Genomic DNA, 19,399 nt, shown 5'->3' on the forward strand with positions numbered 1-19,399 from the left:
AACTTAAAACTTACAACCTAGAACTTTTTAATCTGCTATATTCGGCGAAAGCCATTTCGTGGCTGTTTCTGTTGCTATTCCTCTTCTTTTTGCGTAATCTATTACCTGGTCTTCTTTTATTTTTCCGAGTCCGAAATACTTACTTTCCGGATTTCCAAAATAATATCCTGAAACCGATGAAGCCGGCCACATTGCCATACTTTCGGTTAGTGTTACTCCGATTTCCTGTTCTACATTTAAAAGTTTCCATATCGTTGGTTTTTCTAAATGGTCAGGACAAGCCGGATAACCTGGTGCGGGACGAATTCCTTTGTACTCTTCGTCAATCAAATCCTGATTTGACAAACTCTCATCCGATGCATAACCCCAAATTTCATTACGAACTTTAAGGTGTAAATATTCTGCGAAAGCTTCGGCTAATCTGTCGCCTAAGGCTTTTACCAAAATAGAGTTGTAATCGTCTAATTGCTTTTCAAATTCGGCTGCTTTTTCATCTACACCAAAACCAGTCGTAACACAAAAACATCCAATGTAATCCTGCTTGGCTTCTTTTGGAGCAACAAAATCAGCTAACGCGATGTTTGGCGCACCGGCAGTTTTTTGTGATTGTTGTCTTAAAGTTAGAAAAGTTGTCGGTTGTCGGTTGTCGGTTGTTGGCTGAACTTCGATATCATCATCATTGACAGTATTCGCAGGAAAAATTCCAAGGATTCCTTTGGCAGTTAACCACTTTTCGGAAACGATTTGGCTTAGCATTTTTTGAGCATCGGCAAATAAAGTGGTGGCTTGTTCACCAACAACGTCATCAGTCAAAATCGCAGGATATTTTCCGTACAATTCCCACGAACTAAAAAATGGTGTCCAGTCAATGAAATCAACCAGTTCAGAAAGTTCTACTTCAATGGTTTTTGTTCCGATGAAATTTGGTTTAACCGGAGTAAAATTATCCCAATCTAACTTAAGTTTATTTTTTCTAGCATCTTCAATCGACAAGTAATTTTTGTCTCTGCTTCTATTCAAATAGCCATCACGCAATTTGTCGTATTCGGCACGAACGGTTTTGGCGTATTCAACTTTGGTTTCTGTTTGGAGCAAATTACTCGCTACAGTCACTGCTCGTGAAGCATCGTTTACGTGGACAACAGTTTCCTTATATTCAGGTGCAATTTTCACGGCAGTATGTGCACGCGAAGTTGTTGCTCCACCAATCATAATCGGAATTTTGATATTGAGTTTATCCATTTCTTTGGCCAGATAAACCATTTCGTCAAGTGATGGCGTAATCAATCCGCTCAAACCGATTATATCTACATTTTCCTTTACGGCAGTTTCAATAATTTTTTCGGGCGGAACCATGACTCCCAAATCGATGATTTCGAAATTGTTGCAGCCCAAAACTACGGCTACAATATTTTTACCGATATCGTGCACATCGCCTTTTACCGTTGCCATCAATACTTTTCCTGCCGATGATGATTTTCCGTCTTTTTGCGCTTCGATGAATGGCAACAAATAAGCTACAGCTTTCTTCATTACACGAGCCGATTTTACTACCTGAGGCAGGAACATTTTTCCGCTTCCGAATAAATCACCAACAACATTCATTCCTTCCATTAGATTGACTTCTATAACTTCTATTGCTTTATCGGCACTTAATCTCGCTTCTTCTACATCAATTTCGATAAACTCATCAATTCCTTTTACGAGCGAATGCGTCAATCTATCCTGAACTGAACCACTTCTCCATTCCTGAATTGCTTTTTCATTAGTTTTGCTTTCGCCTTTGAAGCTCTCGGCTAAATCCAACAGTCTTTCGGTGGCATCTTCCCTTCTATTCAATAAAACATCTTCTACATGTTCCAATAAAATTGGATCAATTTCATCATAAATCTCCAGCATTTCCGGATTTACGATTCCCATGGTCATACCATTCTTGATGGCGTGATATAGGAATGCCGAGTGCATAGCCTCACGGACTTTGTCATTTCCACGGAACGAAAACGAAACGTTACTAACTCCGCCTGAAACTCCGGCATACGGAAGATTTTCGCGAATCCATTTTGTGGCTCTGAAAAAATCCAATGCGTTTAATTTATGCTCTTCCATTCCGGTGGCAACCGGAAAAATATTGGGGTCGAATATGATATCTTCAGCAGGAAAATGAACTTCATTTACCAAAATGTCATAACTTCTTTTGCAGATTTCGATACGTCTTTCGTAGGTATCGGCTTGACCAGCTTCGTCAAAAGCCATAACGATTACAGCTGCTCCGTATCTTTTTATCAACTTGGCGTGATGAATGAATGCTTCTTTTCCTTCTTTAAGTGAAATCGAATTCACGACACCTTTTCCCTGAATTACTTTCAAGCCAGCTTCAATGATTTCCCATTTGGAACTATCAACCATCACCGGAACTCTTGCAATATCGGGCTCGGCAGCAATTAGGTTTAGGAATTTGGTCATCGCATAAACACCGTCGAGCATTCCTTCATCCATATTGATGTCGATGATTTGCGCACCGCCTTCTACTTGGTTACGAGCAATGTCTAATGCTTCTTCGTATTTTTCTTCTTTGATTAAACGCAAAAATTTACGTGAACCTGTTACATTGGTTCGTTCACCTACGTTAATGAAGTTAGATTCGGGAGTTACTATCAAAGGTTCTAATCCTGATAGCTTTAAATATTTTTGTGCTTGCGCCATTATATCGATTCTAAAATTTGTCTTGGTTTGAATTCCGCTGCAACCTCAGCAATCGCCTTGATATGCTCCGGAGTTGTGCCACAGCAACCACCAATTATATTGATTAAATTATCCTGTAAATATTCTTTTATCAATGCCTGCATTTCTTCGGGAGTTTGGTCGTATTGCCCGAAAGCATTTGGCAAACCGGCATTTGGATGCGCTGAAATATTTAATTGTGTATTGTGAGCTAATCTTTTTAAATACGGTTTCAATTGGTCGGCACCAAGCGCACAGTTGAATCCGATACTTAATAAATCGATATGGGCAATTGAAATCAGGAATGCTTCAACAGTTTGTCCGGAAAGTGTTCTTCCTGAAGCATCGGTAATTGTACCTGAAACCATTACGGGAATATCAAGATTGCGTTCTTCTTTTACTTCTTCGATGGCGAAAAGTGCTGCTTTGGCGTTTAGTGTATCGAAAATTGTTTCTACTAAAAGTACATCACAACCACCGTCAATTAAGGCTTCTACCTGTTGTTTGTAGGCGATGCGTAAATCATCAAACGTTACGGCTCTAAAACCTGGATCGTTTACATCAGGCGACATGGATGCTGTTCTGTTTGTTGGTCCGATGGAACCTGCTACAAAACGTGGTCTGTCGGTGAATTCGTCGGCAACTTCACGGGCAATTTTGGCGGATTCGTAGTTTAGTTCGTAAACCAAATCTTCTAAATGGTAATCGGCCATTCCGATAGTCGTTCCTGAAAAAGTATTCGTTTCTACAATATCTGCTCCGGCTTGAAAATACAAGCGATGTACTTGCTTCACCGCTTCAGGTTGGGTGATGGAAAGTAAATCGTTGTTTCCCTTTAATGGATGTGGAAAGTCTTTGAAACGTTCGCCACGGAAGTCTTCTTCGGAAAAGTTGTTGCGTTGCAGCATCGTTCCCATTGCTCCGTCGAGGACAAGGATTCTTTCTTGTATTGCTTGTTGAATTTTTGACATATAATTTTTTTGTTGTCGGTTATCGGTTGTCGGTTGTCGGTTTGGACAGTTGACACCAAAAAATCAATACATTTTACTTTTAGCCCCGATTGCAGTAGCTATCATGTAGCACGGAAAGCGGGAATATGGACTGCAACAATGCGCAAGCCATTCGCTCCAGATTCCTCCTAACGTCGGAATGACAATTAGGAATTCTGTTAAATTATAGTATGTTATCAGAAAGTTGAGAAGAATTCTCGGGGTTATCTTTGTCGAGATGCTGAAATAAATTCAGCATAATGACTAGAATGTAGCACCTTCTTTTGGCAAAGGGTTGCTAAGCTTTCAACGGGTCTATTCCCTCCAGCTTTCGTGATAACGAACAATAAGTTTATGAACACCGCAAAGTAAAGGCATAGATTTGGTTTTTGCAAGGGTTTTAAAAAAATAAAACCCTATAACGTTTTCGTGCATTGGGTTTTCGGAGTTTACCAATTATTTTTTAGAGCCAAACCGCTTCTTTTATTTTTGTTTTTTCGGCAATCTTGAGAATGTCGGTCAAAACGCCGCGAGCTGTTACTTCTTTTCCTGCGCCTGCTCCTTGAATAACGATTGGAATTTCGCCATACGATTTTGTATAAATTTCAATCAGATTGTCGGCACCTTTGAGTTGGCCTAATGCGGAACTCTGAGGAACTGAAATCAGTTTGACTTCCAATTCCTTCCTGACTACATCGAATTCACCCACGTAACGCAAAACATGATTATCTGCCTGAGTTATTTTGGCAACATGAAACGGTTTGTCAAAAAGCTGTTTGTTTACTGAATATTCAGCTTTCGAATTCGTTTCATTCAAATTTGGGAGCAAAAGGGATGAAATTTTGATGTTTGAAAATTCAAACTCCTGTTCAATTTCACGTGCCAGAATTAATAATTTTCGGGCAACATCATTCCCGGATAAATCTTCACGGGAATCAGGTTCGGTGTAGCCCTTTTTTTCGGCATCCAAAAGAATGTTGGAAAACGAAGTTTCTTCGGCAGAGAATCTGTTAAAAATATAGCTTAATGAACCCGAAAAAACGCCACGGATTTTCGTGATTTCTTCACCCGAAAAGTGTAAGTCGTTTATGGTTTGTACGACTGGTAATCCGGCACCAACATTGGTTTCATAAAGATAGGTCTTGTCGTACTTTTTTAAATTTCTTCTCAGTTCTTTGTAGAAATCAAAATGAAGTGTATTCGCTTTTTTATTGGCAGCTACGATATCAAATCCGTTTTGAATTAACGGAATATAATCTTTAACAATGTCTAGACTTGCCGTGGCATCAACTGCGATTAGGTTTTCTAATTCTTGTTCCTGCGCGTATTCAATTATATCTTCTATTCTGAACGGAATCGCTGACTGTGCAAAGTTGGCTTCCCACTGATTTTTGATGCCGTCTTTTTCGAAGAATGCTAAAGACGAATTTGTAATGATTGGAAATCGCAAATCGATATTTCTTTTTTCGAGGAAGAATTTTTGGCTTTCGATGACTTGGTTAACTAATGTGCTTCCCACATTTCCGATACCAAAAAGGACGATGTTTATTCTAAGCGCTGACATAAGTTTGTTGTTTTTGTTTGTTAAAAATAGGTTCTAAAATTTGGGCCAATTGGTCGAATTCAATCAAGAAAGCATCATGACCATGAATGGATTTTATTTCGTTATAAAAGACGTTGTCTGTAATGGATTTCAATTGGTAATACGTTTCCCGATTTTCATCCGGAATAAAGAAATAATCGGTATCGACTGCAACGATGTGTATATTGGTTTTGATATCCTTAAGTATTGTCAAAAAATCTTTTCTGTTACGTGTAATGTCATTCGTTTTCAATAAATGGTTCATTAATTTATAGGCTGATAATTGAAAGCGTTTTTTGAGTTTTACACCGTGATTCGCCAACCAATTTTCGATTTGAAAAATTGAAGATTCTTTTGCTAGCTTTCTTTGAAAACGTTGGTTAATCGATTGAGGTGTTCTATACAACAACATAGCGTGCAATCTTGCATCGACGATAGGATTAGCAGAATTGTTCAGCACTTGATCCTGAATTAAAACATTGGCAATAACCCAATCGGTCGCTTTCCAATCGGTCGCAATCGGAATTAGGTTTTGAATACTGTTTGGTTTCAAAGCTGTCATTTCCCAAGCCACTGCGCCACCTAAACTTCCGCCAATAACGGCAAAAACTTGTTCTACTTTTAGGAAATCCAAACCTTTCCAAAAAATTCCGGCGATATCGCGAACGGTAAAATCCCGGTAATTTGAAATCAAATTATCAGAATTGCCATCATATCCATTTCCGGGAATATTGAATGCAATTACAGTGAAATAATTGGTGTCGATAATTTTGCCCTCGCCAATCAAATCATTCCACCAGCCTTTTTCTCCGGTCACTGTAGAATTTCCTGTCAATGCATGATTGACAACTACTATTGGCGCTGCTCCTATTGACTGACCAAAAATTTGATAGAACAATGGAGTGTAAGGTAGTTGCTTTCCATTTTCTAAATCAAAATTTAAAAGGTCTATTTTTTCTAATTGTTTCATGTTGCTTATTGTTGTTTCTTTTATTCTCTTTGTTTTAAATTTTTAATTTTTCGAAGGCTAAAATAATTTCTTCAACTGGCTCAATTCCAATGGATAAGCGTAATATGTTTGGATTGATTCCGAGTGCATTTAATTTTTGTTCTCCGGCTACGGTTTTTAAATCTTCATAGTGTGCGAGATAGACATAAGGCATTGCGATGGTGAATTCTGTGCCTAAACTTGGTCCTTTAGAAAGATTTAATTTATCGTAATAAAAGGCTAAATCTTTATCGAAAACTACCGATAACAAACCCGGAAAAGCTGTTTCTGACTTTATGATTTTATGATAATTGGCTATAGAATCTTCATGAAAAACCGAATAAATTTCTTTTACAAAGGGTTGATTTTTCAAATATTCATATACGATTTTGGTGTTTTCGGAAACCTTTTTTACCCTGTTTTCGTAGTCTTCAATTTGGAATGCCAATCGTTGAACTTCTCCTTCAAAGGCTGGAATAACAAACTGTTCAAATTGATTTTTCAATGCATTTACAATTTCACTTTTATCGTTTAAAACAATCGCTCCAAGCAACAAATCGCCGTTGCCACAAGCAAATTTTGTCAAACTTTCTACAGCTATATCACAATAAGGCAAAACATCAACATTGAAAGGTGTGGCTATTGTTGTATCAATCAGTAAAACGATATTATATTTTTGGCAAAGTGCATAAAGCCAAGGCAAATCAACACATTGAATCAGTGGATTTGTAGTCACTTCCGTGATTAAAACGGCAACTTTTTCGTGATTGTTTTCCAACCAGTTTTCTAGTTGTTGTTTGTGGTGAATGTTGATTTGCAACTGCGCTGTGCTTCTTTTTTCGATGATTTCCATTGTATCCACATAAAGCCAACCTAATTGAATTACGGTATCTCTGCCTTCAGGTTTTCTGTGCTTTAGAATGGTTTCATAGGCAGCAAACAAGGCATTCATACCGCAATTGGTCAATAGAATATTTTCTTCGTCAACATGCGAATACCCTTTTGATAAAACAGTTTTAATTGTTTTTTCTGCTAAAGAAATGTTTGCTTTATTTTCCGGGAAGACAGATGGTATTTGTCCTAATTTGTACAAAACCGCTTCAGCTTTTCGGGAACTGATTAGCAATCCAATATTTCGGATATAATCTTTGCATTTTTTTAAAAAATCGGGTTCATTATCTAAAATCAGAAACACACAATCTTCTTCCTGAACACAGGTAAATTCGACTTCGACAAGATATTCTAAAATACTTTTGGCTTTTAAAGAAGCTATTGGCAAAATGATTTTTTCTGAGGAAATCGCGTGTTTTTCTTTAACAAAACCGAGAAGTTTCTTAACCAATTTATTTTGAAAAAACCTTGGATAACCTGATTGCATTTTAGCAATAGCCGTTTCATCGCCTTCTTCATAATCAATTACATTTTGTAACAATGGCATACTCACTGAAACCGCATGCGGATTTTGCAACGGCAATGAAAAACCAAACGGAATAGTGTCGAAATAGTTACTCATCATTTAGCATTTAAAACTTCTGCAAGCTGTTCTGTAAAACTATCAGCGCATTCTAATGCCTGTGCAATATCCTGAATCAAATCGGCTGTGTCTTCTAAACCAACCGATATTCTGACTGTTGCGTTACTTAATCCTTTGGCAGCCAGATCTTCTTCGGTGTTGGTTGCGTGACTCATTCTGGCCGGAATTTCCAAACGCGAGTCGGCACAACCAAATGAAACTTTTTCGCCAAAGAGTTGGCATTTTTTAATAAACTCTTCCGCTTTTTCTGCTGATTTTAATTCGATGGTTAAAACAGCCGGAATGATTTTTAATTGCTTTTTAGCCAATTCATATTGCGGATGCGATGGTAATCCCGGATATTTTACTTCTAAAACTTCCGGATGCGTTTCCAGAAATTCAGCTAATTTCAATGCACTGGCTTCTTGTGCTTTCATTCGATATGTCAACGTAGGCAATCCAAGAGAAACTAAAAAAACATCAAACGGACTTTGCGCTCTGCCTTGGGCATTGGCGATGTATTTGAATTTTTCATCCCAAAAGGAATCTTTAGAAACTATTGCTCCGGCAGTTACACTTCCATGTCCTGAAATGAATTTAGTACTCGAAAAAACCGAGAAATCTGCTCCTAATTCTAACGGTTTCTGTGAAGCAAATGTTGCCATGCTATTGTCAACAGCAAAAAGAGCGTTATAGTTTTTGGCCAATTTACCAAGTCCCTGGATATCCACAATTTTCAGGCTTGGATTCGTTGGCGATTCACAAACAACTAATTTGATGGCATTGGATTTCAATATTGTTTCGACTTCGGTTAAGTTGGTGAAATCGGCGTAATGCGCTGTGATGTTGTTCTTTTCGAATAAAATATTTAGTAAGCGATACGTTCCGCCGTAGCAATCTTTTTCGATTAAAACATGGTCGTTGGTTTTTAAAACGGTTTCAAAAACGAGTGCAATAGCCGAAATTCCGGTATTGGTACACACACAGCCAAAACCGTTTTCTGCTTTGGCAAAAACAGTTTCTAGAGCATTTCGCGTTGGATTATCCGAACGGGAATAATCATAAACCTGTTCGTCTGACGATTGTCTTTTTAAATCAAATGTTGCCGTATTGTAAATTGGCAAGTGAGTTGCTCCATAAGCATCCTTGATTTGAGAATGTTGTGTGATGTTGGCTAATAAAGTTTCTAGTTGCATTGTGACTTGTATTTTAGTGTTGCTATATTTTTACTTTCATGAGACTCTGAAATAAATTACTGCGTCAGTTCGCTGCGCTTGGGTCAGAGCAAAAAAAAACCTCTGCGTTTGCAGAGGTTCAATTGGTATATTTTAGTTTTAAAATTATACAATAGTGTCCTCTGCGGAAAATTTCCACATCATCATTGACATATTGTGCATAATAAAATTCATTTGTTTTGTCGCTTTACGATTTGGCAAATGTGTAAACAAAATTTGATTAAAAAAAATAAAATCGAAAAAAAATTACATTGAGCTAGTTATTATATATTTAAATACTACGTATTTAGATTTTTTGAAAATCATAAAAAAATTAAAAAAAGCAAAATAGTTTTTCTTATTCTAAATAGTCTTTATACATTTGCACTCGAAAAAATGAGAGGAAAAATTTGAACTGATTGCAACCTCGTTAAAAAATGCTAAAGCAGAAACTCTTCTTTAGCCTTACGAGCAATCTACTTTTCTCTGTTTACAATTAATATTAAATTTAAACATAATTATGGCTTATTTATTTACGTCGGAGTCAGTAAGTGAAGGACATCCGGACAAAGTTGCAGACCAAATTTCTGATGCGTTAATTGACAACTTTTTGGCATTTGATGCTGATTCAAAAGTGGCTTGCGAAACATTGGTTACGACTGGTCAGGTGATTTTGGCTGGTGAAGTAAAATCTAACACTTATCTTGATGTACAGCAAATTGCAAGAGAAGTAATCAAAAAAATTGGATATACTAAAAGTGAGTATATGTTTGATGCAGATTCTTGTGGAATCTTATCAGCCATTCACGAACAATCTGCCGATATTAATCAAGGTGTAGACAGAGCCAGCAAAGAAGAGCAAGGTGCAGGTGATCAGGGAATGATGTTTGGTTATGCCACCAATGAGACTGAAAACTATATGCCATTGGCTTTAGATTTATCTCATGCTTTGTTGAGAGAATTAGCCAATTTAAGAAGAGAGAATAACGAAATAAAATACCTTCGCCCGGATGCGAAATCTCAGGTAACTTTAGAGTATTCTGATGATAATAAACCACAAAGAATTGACGCAATCGTTATTTCTACGCAACATGATGATTTTGCTGCTGAAGCTGAAATGTTAGCCAAAATCAAGAGCGATTTGATTTCGATTTTGATTCCGAGAATTAAGGCAAAATATCCTCAATATGCTCATTTATTTAATGACCAAATAACCTATCACATCAACCCAACCGGTAAATTTGTAATCGGTGGGCCGCACGGAGATACAGGTTTGACAGGAAGAAAAATCATCGTTGACACTTACGGTGGAAAAGGAGCTCACGGTGGTGGTGCTTTCTCAGGAAAAGACCCGAGTAAAGTGGATCGTTCGGCTGCTTATGCTACACGTCATATTGCTAAAAACTTAGTGGCTGCAGGATTGTGTGACGAAGTTTTAGTTCAGGTTTCTTATGCGATTGGAGTGGCAAAACCAACTTCTATTAACGTGGTGACTTATGGAACTTCAAAAGTTAAATTGACCGACGGAGAAATCAGCAAAGTGGTGGAGAACGTATTTGATATGCGTCCGTACTTTATTGAGCAACGTTTGAAATTGAGAAATCCTATTTACAGTGAAACAGCTGCTTATGGTCACATGGGAAGAAAGCCGGAAACGGTTACTAAAACTTTCCAATTGCCTAATGGTTCTCCAAAAACGGTAACTGTAGAGTTATTTACTTGGGAGAAATTAGACTTTGTAGATAAAGTAAAAGCGGCTTTTGGGATTTAATTAACCGCAAAGTTTGCAAAGAAATATGCTAATCCCGAAACTTCGGGACGCAAAGAAAAAAACCTGACTCTCAAATGAAAGTCAGGTTTTTTTAGCCCAGATAGGAACGGCATCCTTTTTATGATTTTTCAAATCATAAAAAGATATAGTGGATAGCTGGAAATAGCTACAAATTATACTTCAAACTCAACATCACATAACGCGGCTGCACTCTGTATTGTGAAGTTCGTGTAGAGAATTGCGAAAAATTATCATCGTTGAGCGAAGTGGTGTTTAGCAAATTGGTAGCCGAGATTTTGTATTCCCATTTGCTGTCTTTCGTTTTTTGGTAAATCAAACTGGCTGAAAGAAAATCATACTCGTTTTCAACCGATTTATCGCTGTTGTAATAGTGATAAAACTCATATTCACTGACAAATGAGAAGCTTTTCAGGAAGAAATAATCTAATCTAACCGTTGGTTTGTCTGTAAAAAATTTATCGTTTGGATATTCATTAACCGAGAAAGTGTAACCCAATTCGATATTCGGTAAATTTTTAAAATTGGTGGAAGCTCTTAAGGTGTAGTTTTGGCTAATACTTTCATTGGTTACCAAAACATCCTGCAGCGTATTTCGGTCTATTTGAATGTTATTGAACTTTGACCAATTGACATTAGCCGTAAACGATGCTTTATAATATTTGAAAAAGGAACGACCATAATTACCAAAAAAGACCAGTGTTTCATCGGCAAACTCTGAGTTGAACGGTGATGAAACTTGGTTTACATTATTAAAAAACGCTCTTGTTTTAATGGCGTCAACAGTTCGATTATAGCTAATTGCTCCCGAAATGTTTTCAAAATTGAACATATTGTATTTAAAATAACGCAAAGAATGTGACTGCTGAATGGAATTCTCCAATGTTCTGTTTCCCGTTGACAAACTACTGTAGCTATTTAAAACGTAACCTTCCGCCTGACGGTTGATATCGGTGAAATTATTGGTAAACGAAAAATTATACGTCAGTGTTTCTGCCTTTTTGATTTGGTAAACTGCTAAGAAATCGGGAAGTATTCGGGTGAAGTTTTGCTTGTAACTTGTTCCTAATTGTTCATTGTTAAGAGCATAAGTGTGAAGGCTAACTCCGGGTGTAAAGGTAAATTTGCCGGTCAACACTTTGTAATGCAACCCTAAAAAGGCATCATTAAAACGATACTTCACATCATTGGTATTAGTCGTATTATCCAGTTGGTTAACATTTTGATTATCTAAAATTTGATACATCGATGAGTTGAAATTCTGATTTGAATTTGTGTTTCCCAGAGTAACATTGATGTTGCTTTTTGGCGTAACCATATAATAATAATCAAGCTTCGCATCCAGTTTATTTGTTTTAACAAAACGGTTTTGGTTCAGATTGGTTCTGTTTTGCGAAGTATCATATCCTAAAATATTAACTGCCGGCGAAGTGGATGTGAAAGGATCGGAAGCCAAATCGGCATTGTAAAACGGATTTTCGTCCTGATATAAATGTTGGCTTTCAAATGCAAAAACGTGTTTTTCTGCTGCCGTATAATAGAAACTCAAGTTCTGATTTACGGTAACCGGATCTTGTTTTTTGGCTGTAAAAATTCCTTCAGTCGCAGAAGCATTATTTTCATCGATGGTTTCTCTCAGGAGCGAATTGTTTTCGTCCTGTTTAGAAAACTTGGTCAAAATATCATAATCAAACTGGAAATTGACATTTGGTTTGTAACTTGAACTTAATTTAAACAAGCCTAAATTACTTTTCTGGTGTGCAATTTCTTCACGGTTTTCAGTTGATGCCACTTCAGTTGATGTTGGATCTAAAAAGTTGGTTGTTGATACCGTTTCTAAATCGGTAATCGAAGAAGACAAAATAGCAAAACCACTCAATGACCATGATTTGGTTGGGTTATAAGAGAAATTAGTTGCTCCGAAATCGGTTTCTATTTCTTTTGCGCGATTGTTTCTCAACAATGAAATTCCAAGATCATTTGATGACACATTAAAACTCGAACCGCCTTTAGCCATCATACTTCTGAAACCTCCGGTGAATTTGAAATAATCCTGAATTGTCAATGGCAATTCACCTATATTATTAAAATTAGTGATGATATTGACGCTGTATTTCGGGCTGTAATAAAACAGTTTTGGATTTACATTATAGCGGTCGAATTTTGATTCGGGGCGAAAACCACCGGCAGCCGTAACATCCCCAAACCAGAAATTTTTCTTTCCTGATTTCAGTTTGATATTCATCGCCACATTATCCTGATTGTTCTCGACACCTTTTAGTATCGAATTTTCGTTGTAGTTACGCAACACCTGCACTTTATCAATCGCATCAGCCGGAATATTTTTTACACCAAGTTTCGTATCGCCATCAAAAAAATCTTTGCCTTCCACCATTAATTTGGAAACTTTTTTTCCCTCAACTTCTACTTCTCCATCGGCATTGACTTCAACTCCGGGTAATTTTTTTAAGACATCTTCCAGTTTTCTTTCGGTTCCGGTTTTAAACGAATCGGCATTGTAAACTATGGTATCACCTTTTATAGAAACAGGCATTTCCCGGACAATTTCGACTCCTTCGAGTTCAATTCCACCACTTTCCATAGTGATGTTTTGGGTGATGTTTTGAGTTTGAGTAGTAATCGTAATTTCCTTGTTCTGCATTCCAAGGTAACTCATTTTAATAGTGTAAGATGAATTTGCTTTTAGGTTGAGGACAAACTTACCTTTGTCGTTCGTAATCGCGTAAGCATCCATGGTTTTGGTTGCCTGATTCATCGCCATGATATTCGCCATTTCGAGTGGCGCTTTATTAGTATCCTGAATAATTCCTTCAAAACGTATGTTTTGAGAAAAGGAAATGGCCGATATAAAAAGAATAAGTAAGGTGTATTGTTTTTTCATAAACGGAATGATGATTTAATTTCCCATTCTGATTTGCATTCCACCTCTTCCTTGCCCTTGATTCATGTCTTTTAATTCATCCATTTTTTTAAGAACGGTTTCATCATACTCTTTTTGGGATACTACTTTTCCGTTGGTTGGCGCTTTTATTTCTACTTTATCTTTAGAATTCAATACAATTTTAGAACACAGAATAACCGTTTTTCCATCGTTTACTTCGAGGATTAAACCAGGTAAACCCCAATAACTTTCAGGTCCTTGATTTACAGGAATTTCAGGCGTGTACCAAGCTGTGATAACAATTTCTTTTGGCATATCGAAATCATCCATAAAGTTGGTCTTCTTTTCTTTATCTTCTTTTTTAGCTTCTCCTTCTTTTGCTTCTTCTTGTTTTTTAGGTCTGAAATTTCTAAAATCTGATTTGCTTACAGGACGAACTGCTGTGGCTTTAAAACAATTATAACCGCCAATCATTCGGGTTTCACTTTCCATTTTCCAATTTAATTTTGGCAGTGAATCTTTTACTAGGAATTCTTTCCCCATAAATTCTTTGTCAACGGTGTAGGTTTTGTCTTTTACATTTTTGTAATAGGTTCCGCCACCGCCCATCATAGAGCTCATCATTCTGAAACCGCCTTGTTGTCCGCCCGGAGCATCTAATTTTTCTTCTTCTTTATAAATGGAGGCTGATTTATCGAAATTAAGAATGAATGTTTTTTCGAACATCTTTTTCATTCGTTCTTCAATCATTTTTTGCATTTCGGGAGAAATTTCTTTGTTGCCTTCAAAACGGGTTTTGAAATCGGAAGTGCTTGTTTTTGATTCGTAAACAGCCATACCCTGAAAGTCTTTTTGTGCATTTGTGGTAATACATACCAATAGAAATAATGAAGTATAAAATAAGTTTCGCATTGTTTTTTATTTTTGAAAGAACAAATATGACGAAACCTCATCAATTCTGTTACCAATCTTTTGTTAAAATATCATTTTCTACCTGCTGAAATTAATTTGGTTTACTGTAAATTAGCACTATGATGAAAAAGACCATTTATTTATTTTTATTTTTATGTTGTTCGATAAGTTTTTGTCAAAGCCAAAAGCTGAAAACCACTGCATTAAGTACAACAGAACTTGAGAACAAAACCTATATTGGATTTGATGGTTTGGGAAATAACTATTACATCAAAGATAATGTTTTCAACAAGCAAAACGAGAGCCAGACTTGGGAATATAAAAACGTAGCGTTGGGGAAAATCACTTCTGTAGATTATGTCAATCCGTTGAAAATAGTGATTTTTTATGAAGATTTTAATACCATAATTACACTTGACAATCAACTTAACGAAATTCAGAAACTCAATCTTTTTGACATTGACAATACTATTTTTGCTTCTAAAATTGGAATGGCATCACAAAATCAATTCTGGATTTACAATGCATTGACACAGCAAATTATGCTGTTTGATTATTTGAAAAGCACCTCCAAAAATATTGGAAATCCCATTCAGGAAAACATAAAATACACCCAATCCGATTTCAATAATTTTTATTGGATAGATGAAATCAATAATTGGTATGCAATCGATATTTTTGGCAAAGTGACTTTGTTGGCTAATATTCCTCCTTTTGAAAAAATTCAGATAATTGATAACGAAAAGCTACTGTTTTCGAGAGACAATATTCTGTATAGTTTGAATAATCAAACGAAAGTTGTTCACGAAATAGAAATTGTTGAGAAATCGTTTCAAAATTATTATTACAAAGACCAAATTTTGGCTATTTTTACCAACCAACAAATTAAGAATTATAAAATAAAATTACCATAATGCACATAGCAGTAGCAGGAAACATAGGAGCAGGAAAGACAACGTTAACAAGGTTTTTGGCAAAGCAATTCAAATGGGAACCACATTTTGAAGATGTAGTTGACAATCCGTATTTGGATGATTTCTATCACCAAATGGAACGTTGGAGTTTTAACCTGCAGATTTATTTCCTGAACAGTCGTTTTCGTCAGGTATTGCAAATTCGTGAAAGTGGTAAAAATATAATTCAGGACAGAACCATCTATGAAGATGCCCACATCTTTGCTCCTAACTTGCATGCTATGGGTTTGATGACGAATCGCGATTTTGAGAATTACTCCGATCTTTTTGAATTGATGGAAGGATTGGTTGGCGCACCTGATTTGTTGATTTATCTGAGAAGTTCTATTCCGAATTTAGTTGCTCAGATTCACAAACGCGGACGTGATTATGAAAATACGATTTCTATTGATTATTTGAGTCGACTGAATGAGCGTTATGAAGCCTGGATTCACACCTATGACAAAGGCAAGTTATTAATTATAGACGTTGACAATATTGATTTTGTAAATAATCCGGAAGATTTAGGGGATATCATCAATAGAATCAATGCCGAGATAAACGGTTTGTTTTAAATATAAAAGCTCCATTTGAGAGCTTTTTTTTATATCTTTACTTTACGCTTTGAAAAGGACATCCAAGTCTACATGATACTTCTGCCATGAATCACTGAATAGTAACCCAATTCAAGTAATCATGAAATCAAAACTTTACAAAGCAAAATCCGTTTGTTTGTTTCTAGCGCTACTTTTGATGTTTCAAAGTTGTACTGTATACAAAACCACTCCTATCTCAATTTCACAAGCTTCACAAATCAGTAAAAAGGTTTTGGTCACAACTACTACAAACAGTAAGTTGAAGTTTAATAGAATTGAAAAAACAGATAGTATTTATTATGGACTGAAGACAGTTAAAGGAAACGAGACTCGCATTGCTTTAAAAGAAACAGATATAGTATCTATTCGTCCTTATGATAAATCAAAATCAAGAAGCGCAACTTGGATATTGGTAATTATACCTATTGTTGCTGTGATTGGTATCGCAATTGCAAGCATGGATTTTGGTCCGGACTTTGGTGGCTTTGGTGATGGAAATTAACATTTCAAAGTATTGTTTAACATGATTAACATCACACACAAAATAAAAAAACCCCATCTCGTTTTGGAACGAAATGAGGCTTGTTTATTATATTGATTTGAAAATTATTTTAAAGCTTCAACTTTAGCTTTTACTTCTTCTAACGAACCTTCAAAAGTTTGTGTATTTACATTTCCTTTTTCGGTTGTAGTAACTGTAGCTTTAGCTTTTCCGTTAGTGTTAGTAATTTCAACTTTTACATTTTTCTCAACTTTTGCACCTTCTTTTCCTGCACAACAGTCGTCTTTTTTAGCGATGAATTTTCCATCAGCATCATAATGAGAAAGACAAGCTTCTTTTTCTTCTGGAGAACATTTCAAAGAATCGCACATTGCCGCACATTCTTCTTTAGTCATGTCTTTGCATTTGCTCATATCACATTTGCCCATCATTTCAGCTTCACAAGATTTCATTTCAACTGTGCATTGAATTTCTTTAGATCCACCTTCGTGACCGGCACCTAAGATTGGAGCGATTACTAATCCGATAAGACAAGTTAATTTGATTAAGATGTTCATTGAAGGTCCTGAAGTATCTTTAAATGGATCTCCAACAGTATCTCCGGTTACAGCAGCTTTGTGAGCATCAGAACCTTTGTATGTCATTTCGCCGTTAATCATAACTCCGGCTTCAAAAGATTTTTTAGCGTTATCCCAAGCGCCACCTGCGTTGTTTTGGAACACTGCCCAAAGAACTCCGGATACAGTAACTCCTGCCATATAACCACCTAACATTTCAGCAATTAATTGGTTGTTGTCTCCATAAACTAATTTTCCTAACAATACAATTGCAATTGGAAATCCAATAGTTAAAACTCCAGGCAACATCATTTCGCGTAAAGCTGCTCTTGTAGAAATCTCAACACATTTACCATATTCAGGTTTTCCTGTTCCTTCCATAATTCCAGGAATTTCTTTGAACTGACGACGTACTTCGTACACCATATCCATTGCAGCTTTTCCAACTGAATTCATAGCTAATGCAGAGAATACAACCGGAATCATACCTCCGATAAACAACATTGCCAATACAGGCGCTTTGAAGATATTGATACCATCAATTCCTGTAAATGTTACATAAGCAGCAAATAAAGCTAAAGATGTTAAGGCTGCAGAAGCAATAGCGAAACCTTTTCCAGTTGCAGCCGTTGTATTTCCAACTGAATCTAAAATATCGGTACGAGTACGAACTTCTTTTGGTAATTCACTCATTTCAGCAATTCCACCAGCGTTATCGGAGATTGGTCCGAAAGCATCGATTGCTAATTGCATTGCGGTTGTAGCCATCATAGCAGAAGCCGCCAAAGCCACACCATAGAAACCGGCTAAAGCATAAGTTGCCCAGATAGCTCCACCAAACAATAATACGGTTGGGAAAGTAGAGATCATTCCTGTTGCCAAACCGGCGATTACGTTTGTAGCAGAACCTGTTGAAGATTTTTGTACAATTGCCAATACCGGTTTTGTACCTAATCCTGTGTAATATTCAGTAACTGATGAAATTGCTCCACCAACAAATAATCCGATCAATGTTGCATAGAAAACTCTCATTGAAGAAATATCTTGTAAGCCTTCACCGAAGTATTCCATTTTCATTGTTGCAGGCAACATGTATTGTACTAAGAAGAAACATGAAACTGCAGTTAAAATAATAGAAACCCAGTTTCCAATATTCAATGCTTTTTGTACTTGTGCTTCTTTAGCATCATCGCTGGAAATTTTAACTAACATAGTTCCAACGATAGAGAATAAGATTCCGAAACCAGCGATTGCCATTGGTAACAAAATTGGACCAATGCCACCAAAGGCGTCTTCGATTTTTCCGCCCATATCTTTGATAACATAGTTACCCAAAACCATAGCAGCTAAAACTGTTGCAACATACGAACCGAATAAGTCAGCTCCCATTCCGGCAACGTCACCAACATTATCACCAACGTTATCTGCAATTGTAGCAGGATTTCTTGGGTCATCTTCCGGAATTCCGGCTTCAACTTTACCAACTAAGTCGGCTCCAACGTCAGCAGCTTTTGTATAAATACCACCACCAACACGAGCAAACAATGCAATAGATTCAGCTCCAAGAGAAAAACCAGCTAATGTTTCCAATACAACGGTCATGTCTTCAGTGTTTGTCCAAACACCACCCATGAAATTTTGAAATAATATAATAAAGAAACCTGTCAAACCTAAAACGGCTAAACCGGCAACTCCTAATCCCATTACAGTTCCACCACCAAAAGAAACTTTAAGTGCTTGTGGCAAACTTGAACGGGCTGCTTGTGTAGTTCTTACGTTAGTTTTTGTTGCGATTTTCATTCCCATATTTCCAGCTAAAGCTGAAAAGAACGCTCCAAATACAAATGCAATAACAATTAATAAATGTGTTTTAACGCCAGGTAAAAAAGTAATTCCTGCTAAAACAACACTCGCAACAACTACGAAAATTGCTAATAATCTGTATTCTGCTTTTAGGAAAGCTAAAGCTCCTTCGTAGATGTAATCTGAAATCTCTTTCATCTTTCCATCACCAGCATCTTGCTTTAAAACCCAACTTCTTTTAATAGCCATAAAAGCCAATCCAATTAATGCCATAACTATCGGCACATAAATCATGTATGATTCCATAAATATAATTTTTATTCTAAATTTTATCGGGGGCAAAAGTAGCAAAACTTTAACAAATAAAAACAATATAAT

At 36.6% G+C, this 19,399-nt stretch carries 13 protein-coding genes and 1 riboswitch; of the genes, 4 read left to right on the top strand and 9 right to left on the bottom strand.

Annotated features, from left to right (window positions below):
• Positions 1-27 precede the first annotated feature (27 nt).
• From metH to L1S35_RS05545, 6 genes are all read right to left on the bottom strand, one after another.
• The gene (gene metH / locus L1S35_RS05520; protein WP_236397586.1) at positions 28-2,703 is read right to left on the bottom strand and encodes a methionine synthase; all 2,676 of its coding nucleotides are present in this window, start codon (positions 2,701-2,703) and stop codon (positions 28-30) included.
• Positions 2,703-3,692 carry a homocysteine S-methyltransferase family protein gene (locus L1S35_RS05525; RefSeq protein ID WP_236397589.1) on the bottom strand — a complete coding sequence of 330 codons (990 nt, stop codon included), beginning with the start codon at positions 3,690-3,692 and terminating at the stop codon, positions 2,703-2,705. Before L1S35_RS05525 ends, metH begins: the two co-directional genes overlap by 1 nt.
• Before the next feature lie 239 nt (positions 3,693-3,931).
• Positions 3,932-4,053: riboswitch (SAM riboswitch) on the bottom strand.
• A 120-nt stretch (positions 4,054-4,173) separates the two neighbouring features.
• Positions 4,174-5,274, bottom strand: a complete 1,101-nt coding sequence (locus L1S35_RS05530; RefSeq protein ID WP_236397592.1) for a homoserine dehydrogenase family protein — start codon at positions 5,272-5,274, stop codon at positions 4,174-4,176.
• On the bottom strand, positions 5,261-6,262 hold the full coding sequence (locus L1S35_RS05535; protein ID WP_236397596.1) for an alpha/beta fold hydrolase: 1,002 nt from the start codon (positions 6,260-6,262) through the stop codon (positions 5,261-5,263). The genes L1S35_RS05530 and L1S35_RS05535 overlap by 14 nt, the downstream gene beginning before the upstream one ends.
• Before the next feature lie 34 nt (positions 6,263-6,296).
• A complete protein-coding gene (locus L1S35_RS05540) occupies positions 6,297-7,793 on the bottom strand; it encodes a PLP-dependent transferase (protein WP_236397600.1) in 1,497 nt (498 codons plus the stop codon).
• Positions 7,793-8,989, bottom strand: a complete 1,197-nt coding sequence (locus L1S35_RS05545; RefSeq protein WP_236397603.1) for a trans-sulfuration enzyme family protein — start codon at positions 8,987-8,989, stop codon at positions 7,793-7,795. The genes L1S35_RS05540 and L1S35_RS05545 overlap by 1 nt, the downstream gene beginning before the upstream one ends.
• Before the next feature lie 538 nt (positions 8,990-9,527).
• Between L1S35_RS05545 and metK the strand changes: the two genes are divergently transcribed.
• Positions 9,528-10,778 carry a methionine adenosyltransferase gene (gene metK / locus L1S35_RS05550; RefSeq protein ID WP_236397606.1) on the top strand — a complete coding sequence of 417 codons (1,251 nt, stop codon included), beginning with the start codon at positions 9,528-9,530 and terminating at the stop codon, positions 10,776-10,778.
• Between the two features lie 166 nt (positions 10,779-10,944).
• Here metK and L1S35_RS05555 read toward each other — a convergent pair whose 3' ends face one another.
• Positions 10,945-13,698, bottom strand: a complete 2,754-nt coding sequence (locus L1S35_RS05555; protein ID WP_236397609.1) for a TonB-dependent receptor — start codon at positions 13,696-13,698, stop codon at positions 10,945-10,947.
• Between the two features lie 15 nt (positions 13,699-13,713).
• Positions 13,714-14,610: a GLPGLI family protein gene (locus L1S35_RS05560; RefSeq protein ID WP_236397612.1), complete on the bottom strand. Its 897-nt coding sequence runs from the start codon at positions 14,608-14,610 to the stop codon at positions 13,714-13,716.
• A 122-nt stretch (positions 14,611-14,732) separates the two neighbouring features.
• Here L1S35_RS05560 and L1S35_RS05565 point away from each other — a divergent pair, with 122 nt between their 5' ends.
• The 3 genes from L1S35_RS05565 (at position 14,733) to L1S35_RS05575 (ending at position 16,661) form a co-directional block, all read left to right on the top strand.
• Positions 14,733-15,524, top strand: coding sequence for a hypothetical protein (locus L1S35_RS05565; RefSeq protein ID WP_236397615.1), 792 nt, complete (start codon positions 14,733-14,735; stop codon positions 15,522-15,524).
• Positions 15,524-16,138 (top strand): deoxynucleoside kinase, encoded by a 615-nt coding sequence (locus L1S35_RS05570; RefSeq protein WP_236397618.1) that lies wholly within the window; start codon positions 15,524-15,526, stop codon positions 16,136-16,138. The genes L1S35_RS05565 and L1S35_RS05570 overlap by 1 nt, the downstream gene beginning before the upstream one ends.
• A gap of 121 nt (positions 16,139-16,259) precedes the next feature.
• Positions 16,260-16,661, top strand: a complete 402-nt coding sequence (locus L1S35_RS05575) for a hypothetical protein (RefSeq protein ID WP_236397620.1) — start codon at positions 16,260-16,262, stop codon at positions 16,659-16,661.
• Positions 16,662-16,765: 104 nt separating this feature from the next.
• Here the strand turns inward: L1S35_RS05575 and L1S35_RS05580 are convergent, their stop codons facing one another.
• Positions 16,766-19,327, bottom strand: a complete 2,562-nt coding sequence (locus L1S35_RS05580; RefSeq protein WP_236397623.1) for a sodium-translocating pyrophosphatase — start codon at positions 19,325-19,327, stop codon at positions 16,766-16,768.
• Positions 19,328-19,399 lie beyond the last annotated feature (72 nt).

It is taken from the genome of Flavobacterium anseongense (assembly GCF_021608185.1).
Classification (GTDB): domain Bacteria; phylum Bacteroidota; class Bacteroidia; order Flavobacteriales; family Flavobacteriaceae; genus Flavobacterium; species Flavobacterium anseongense.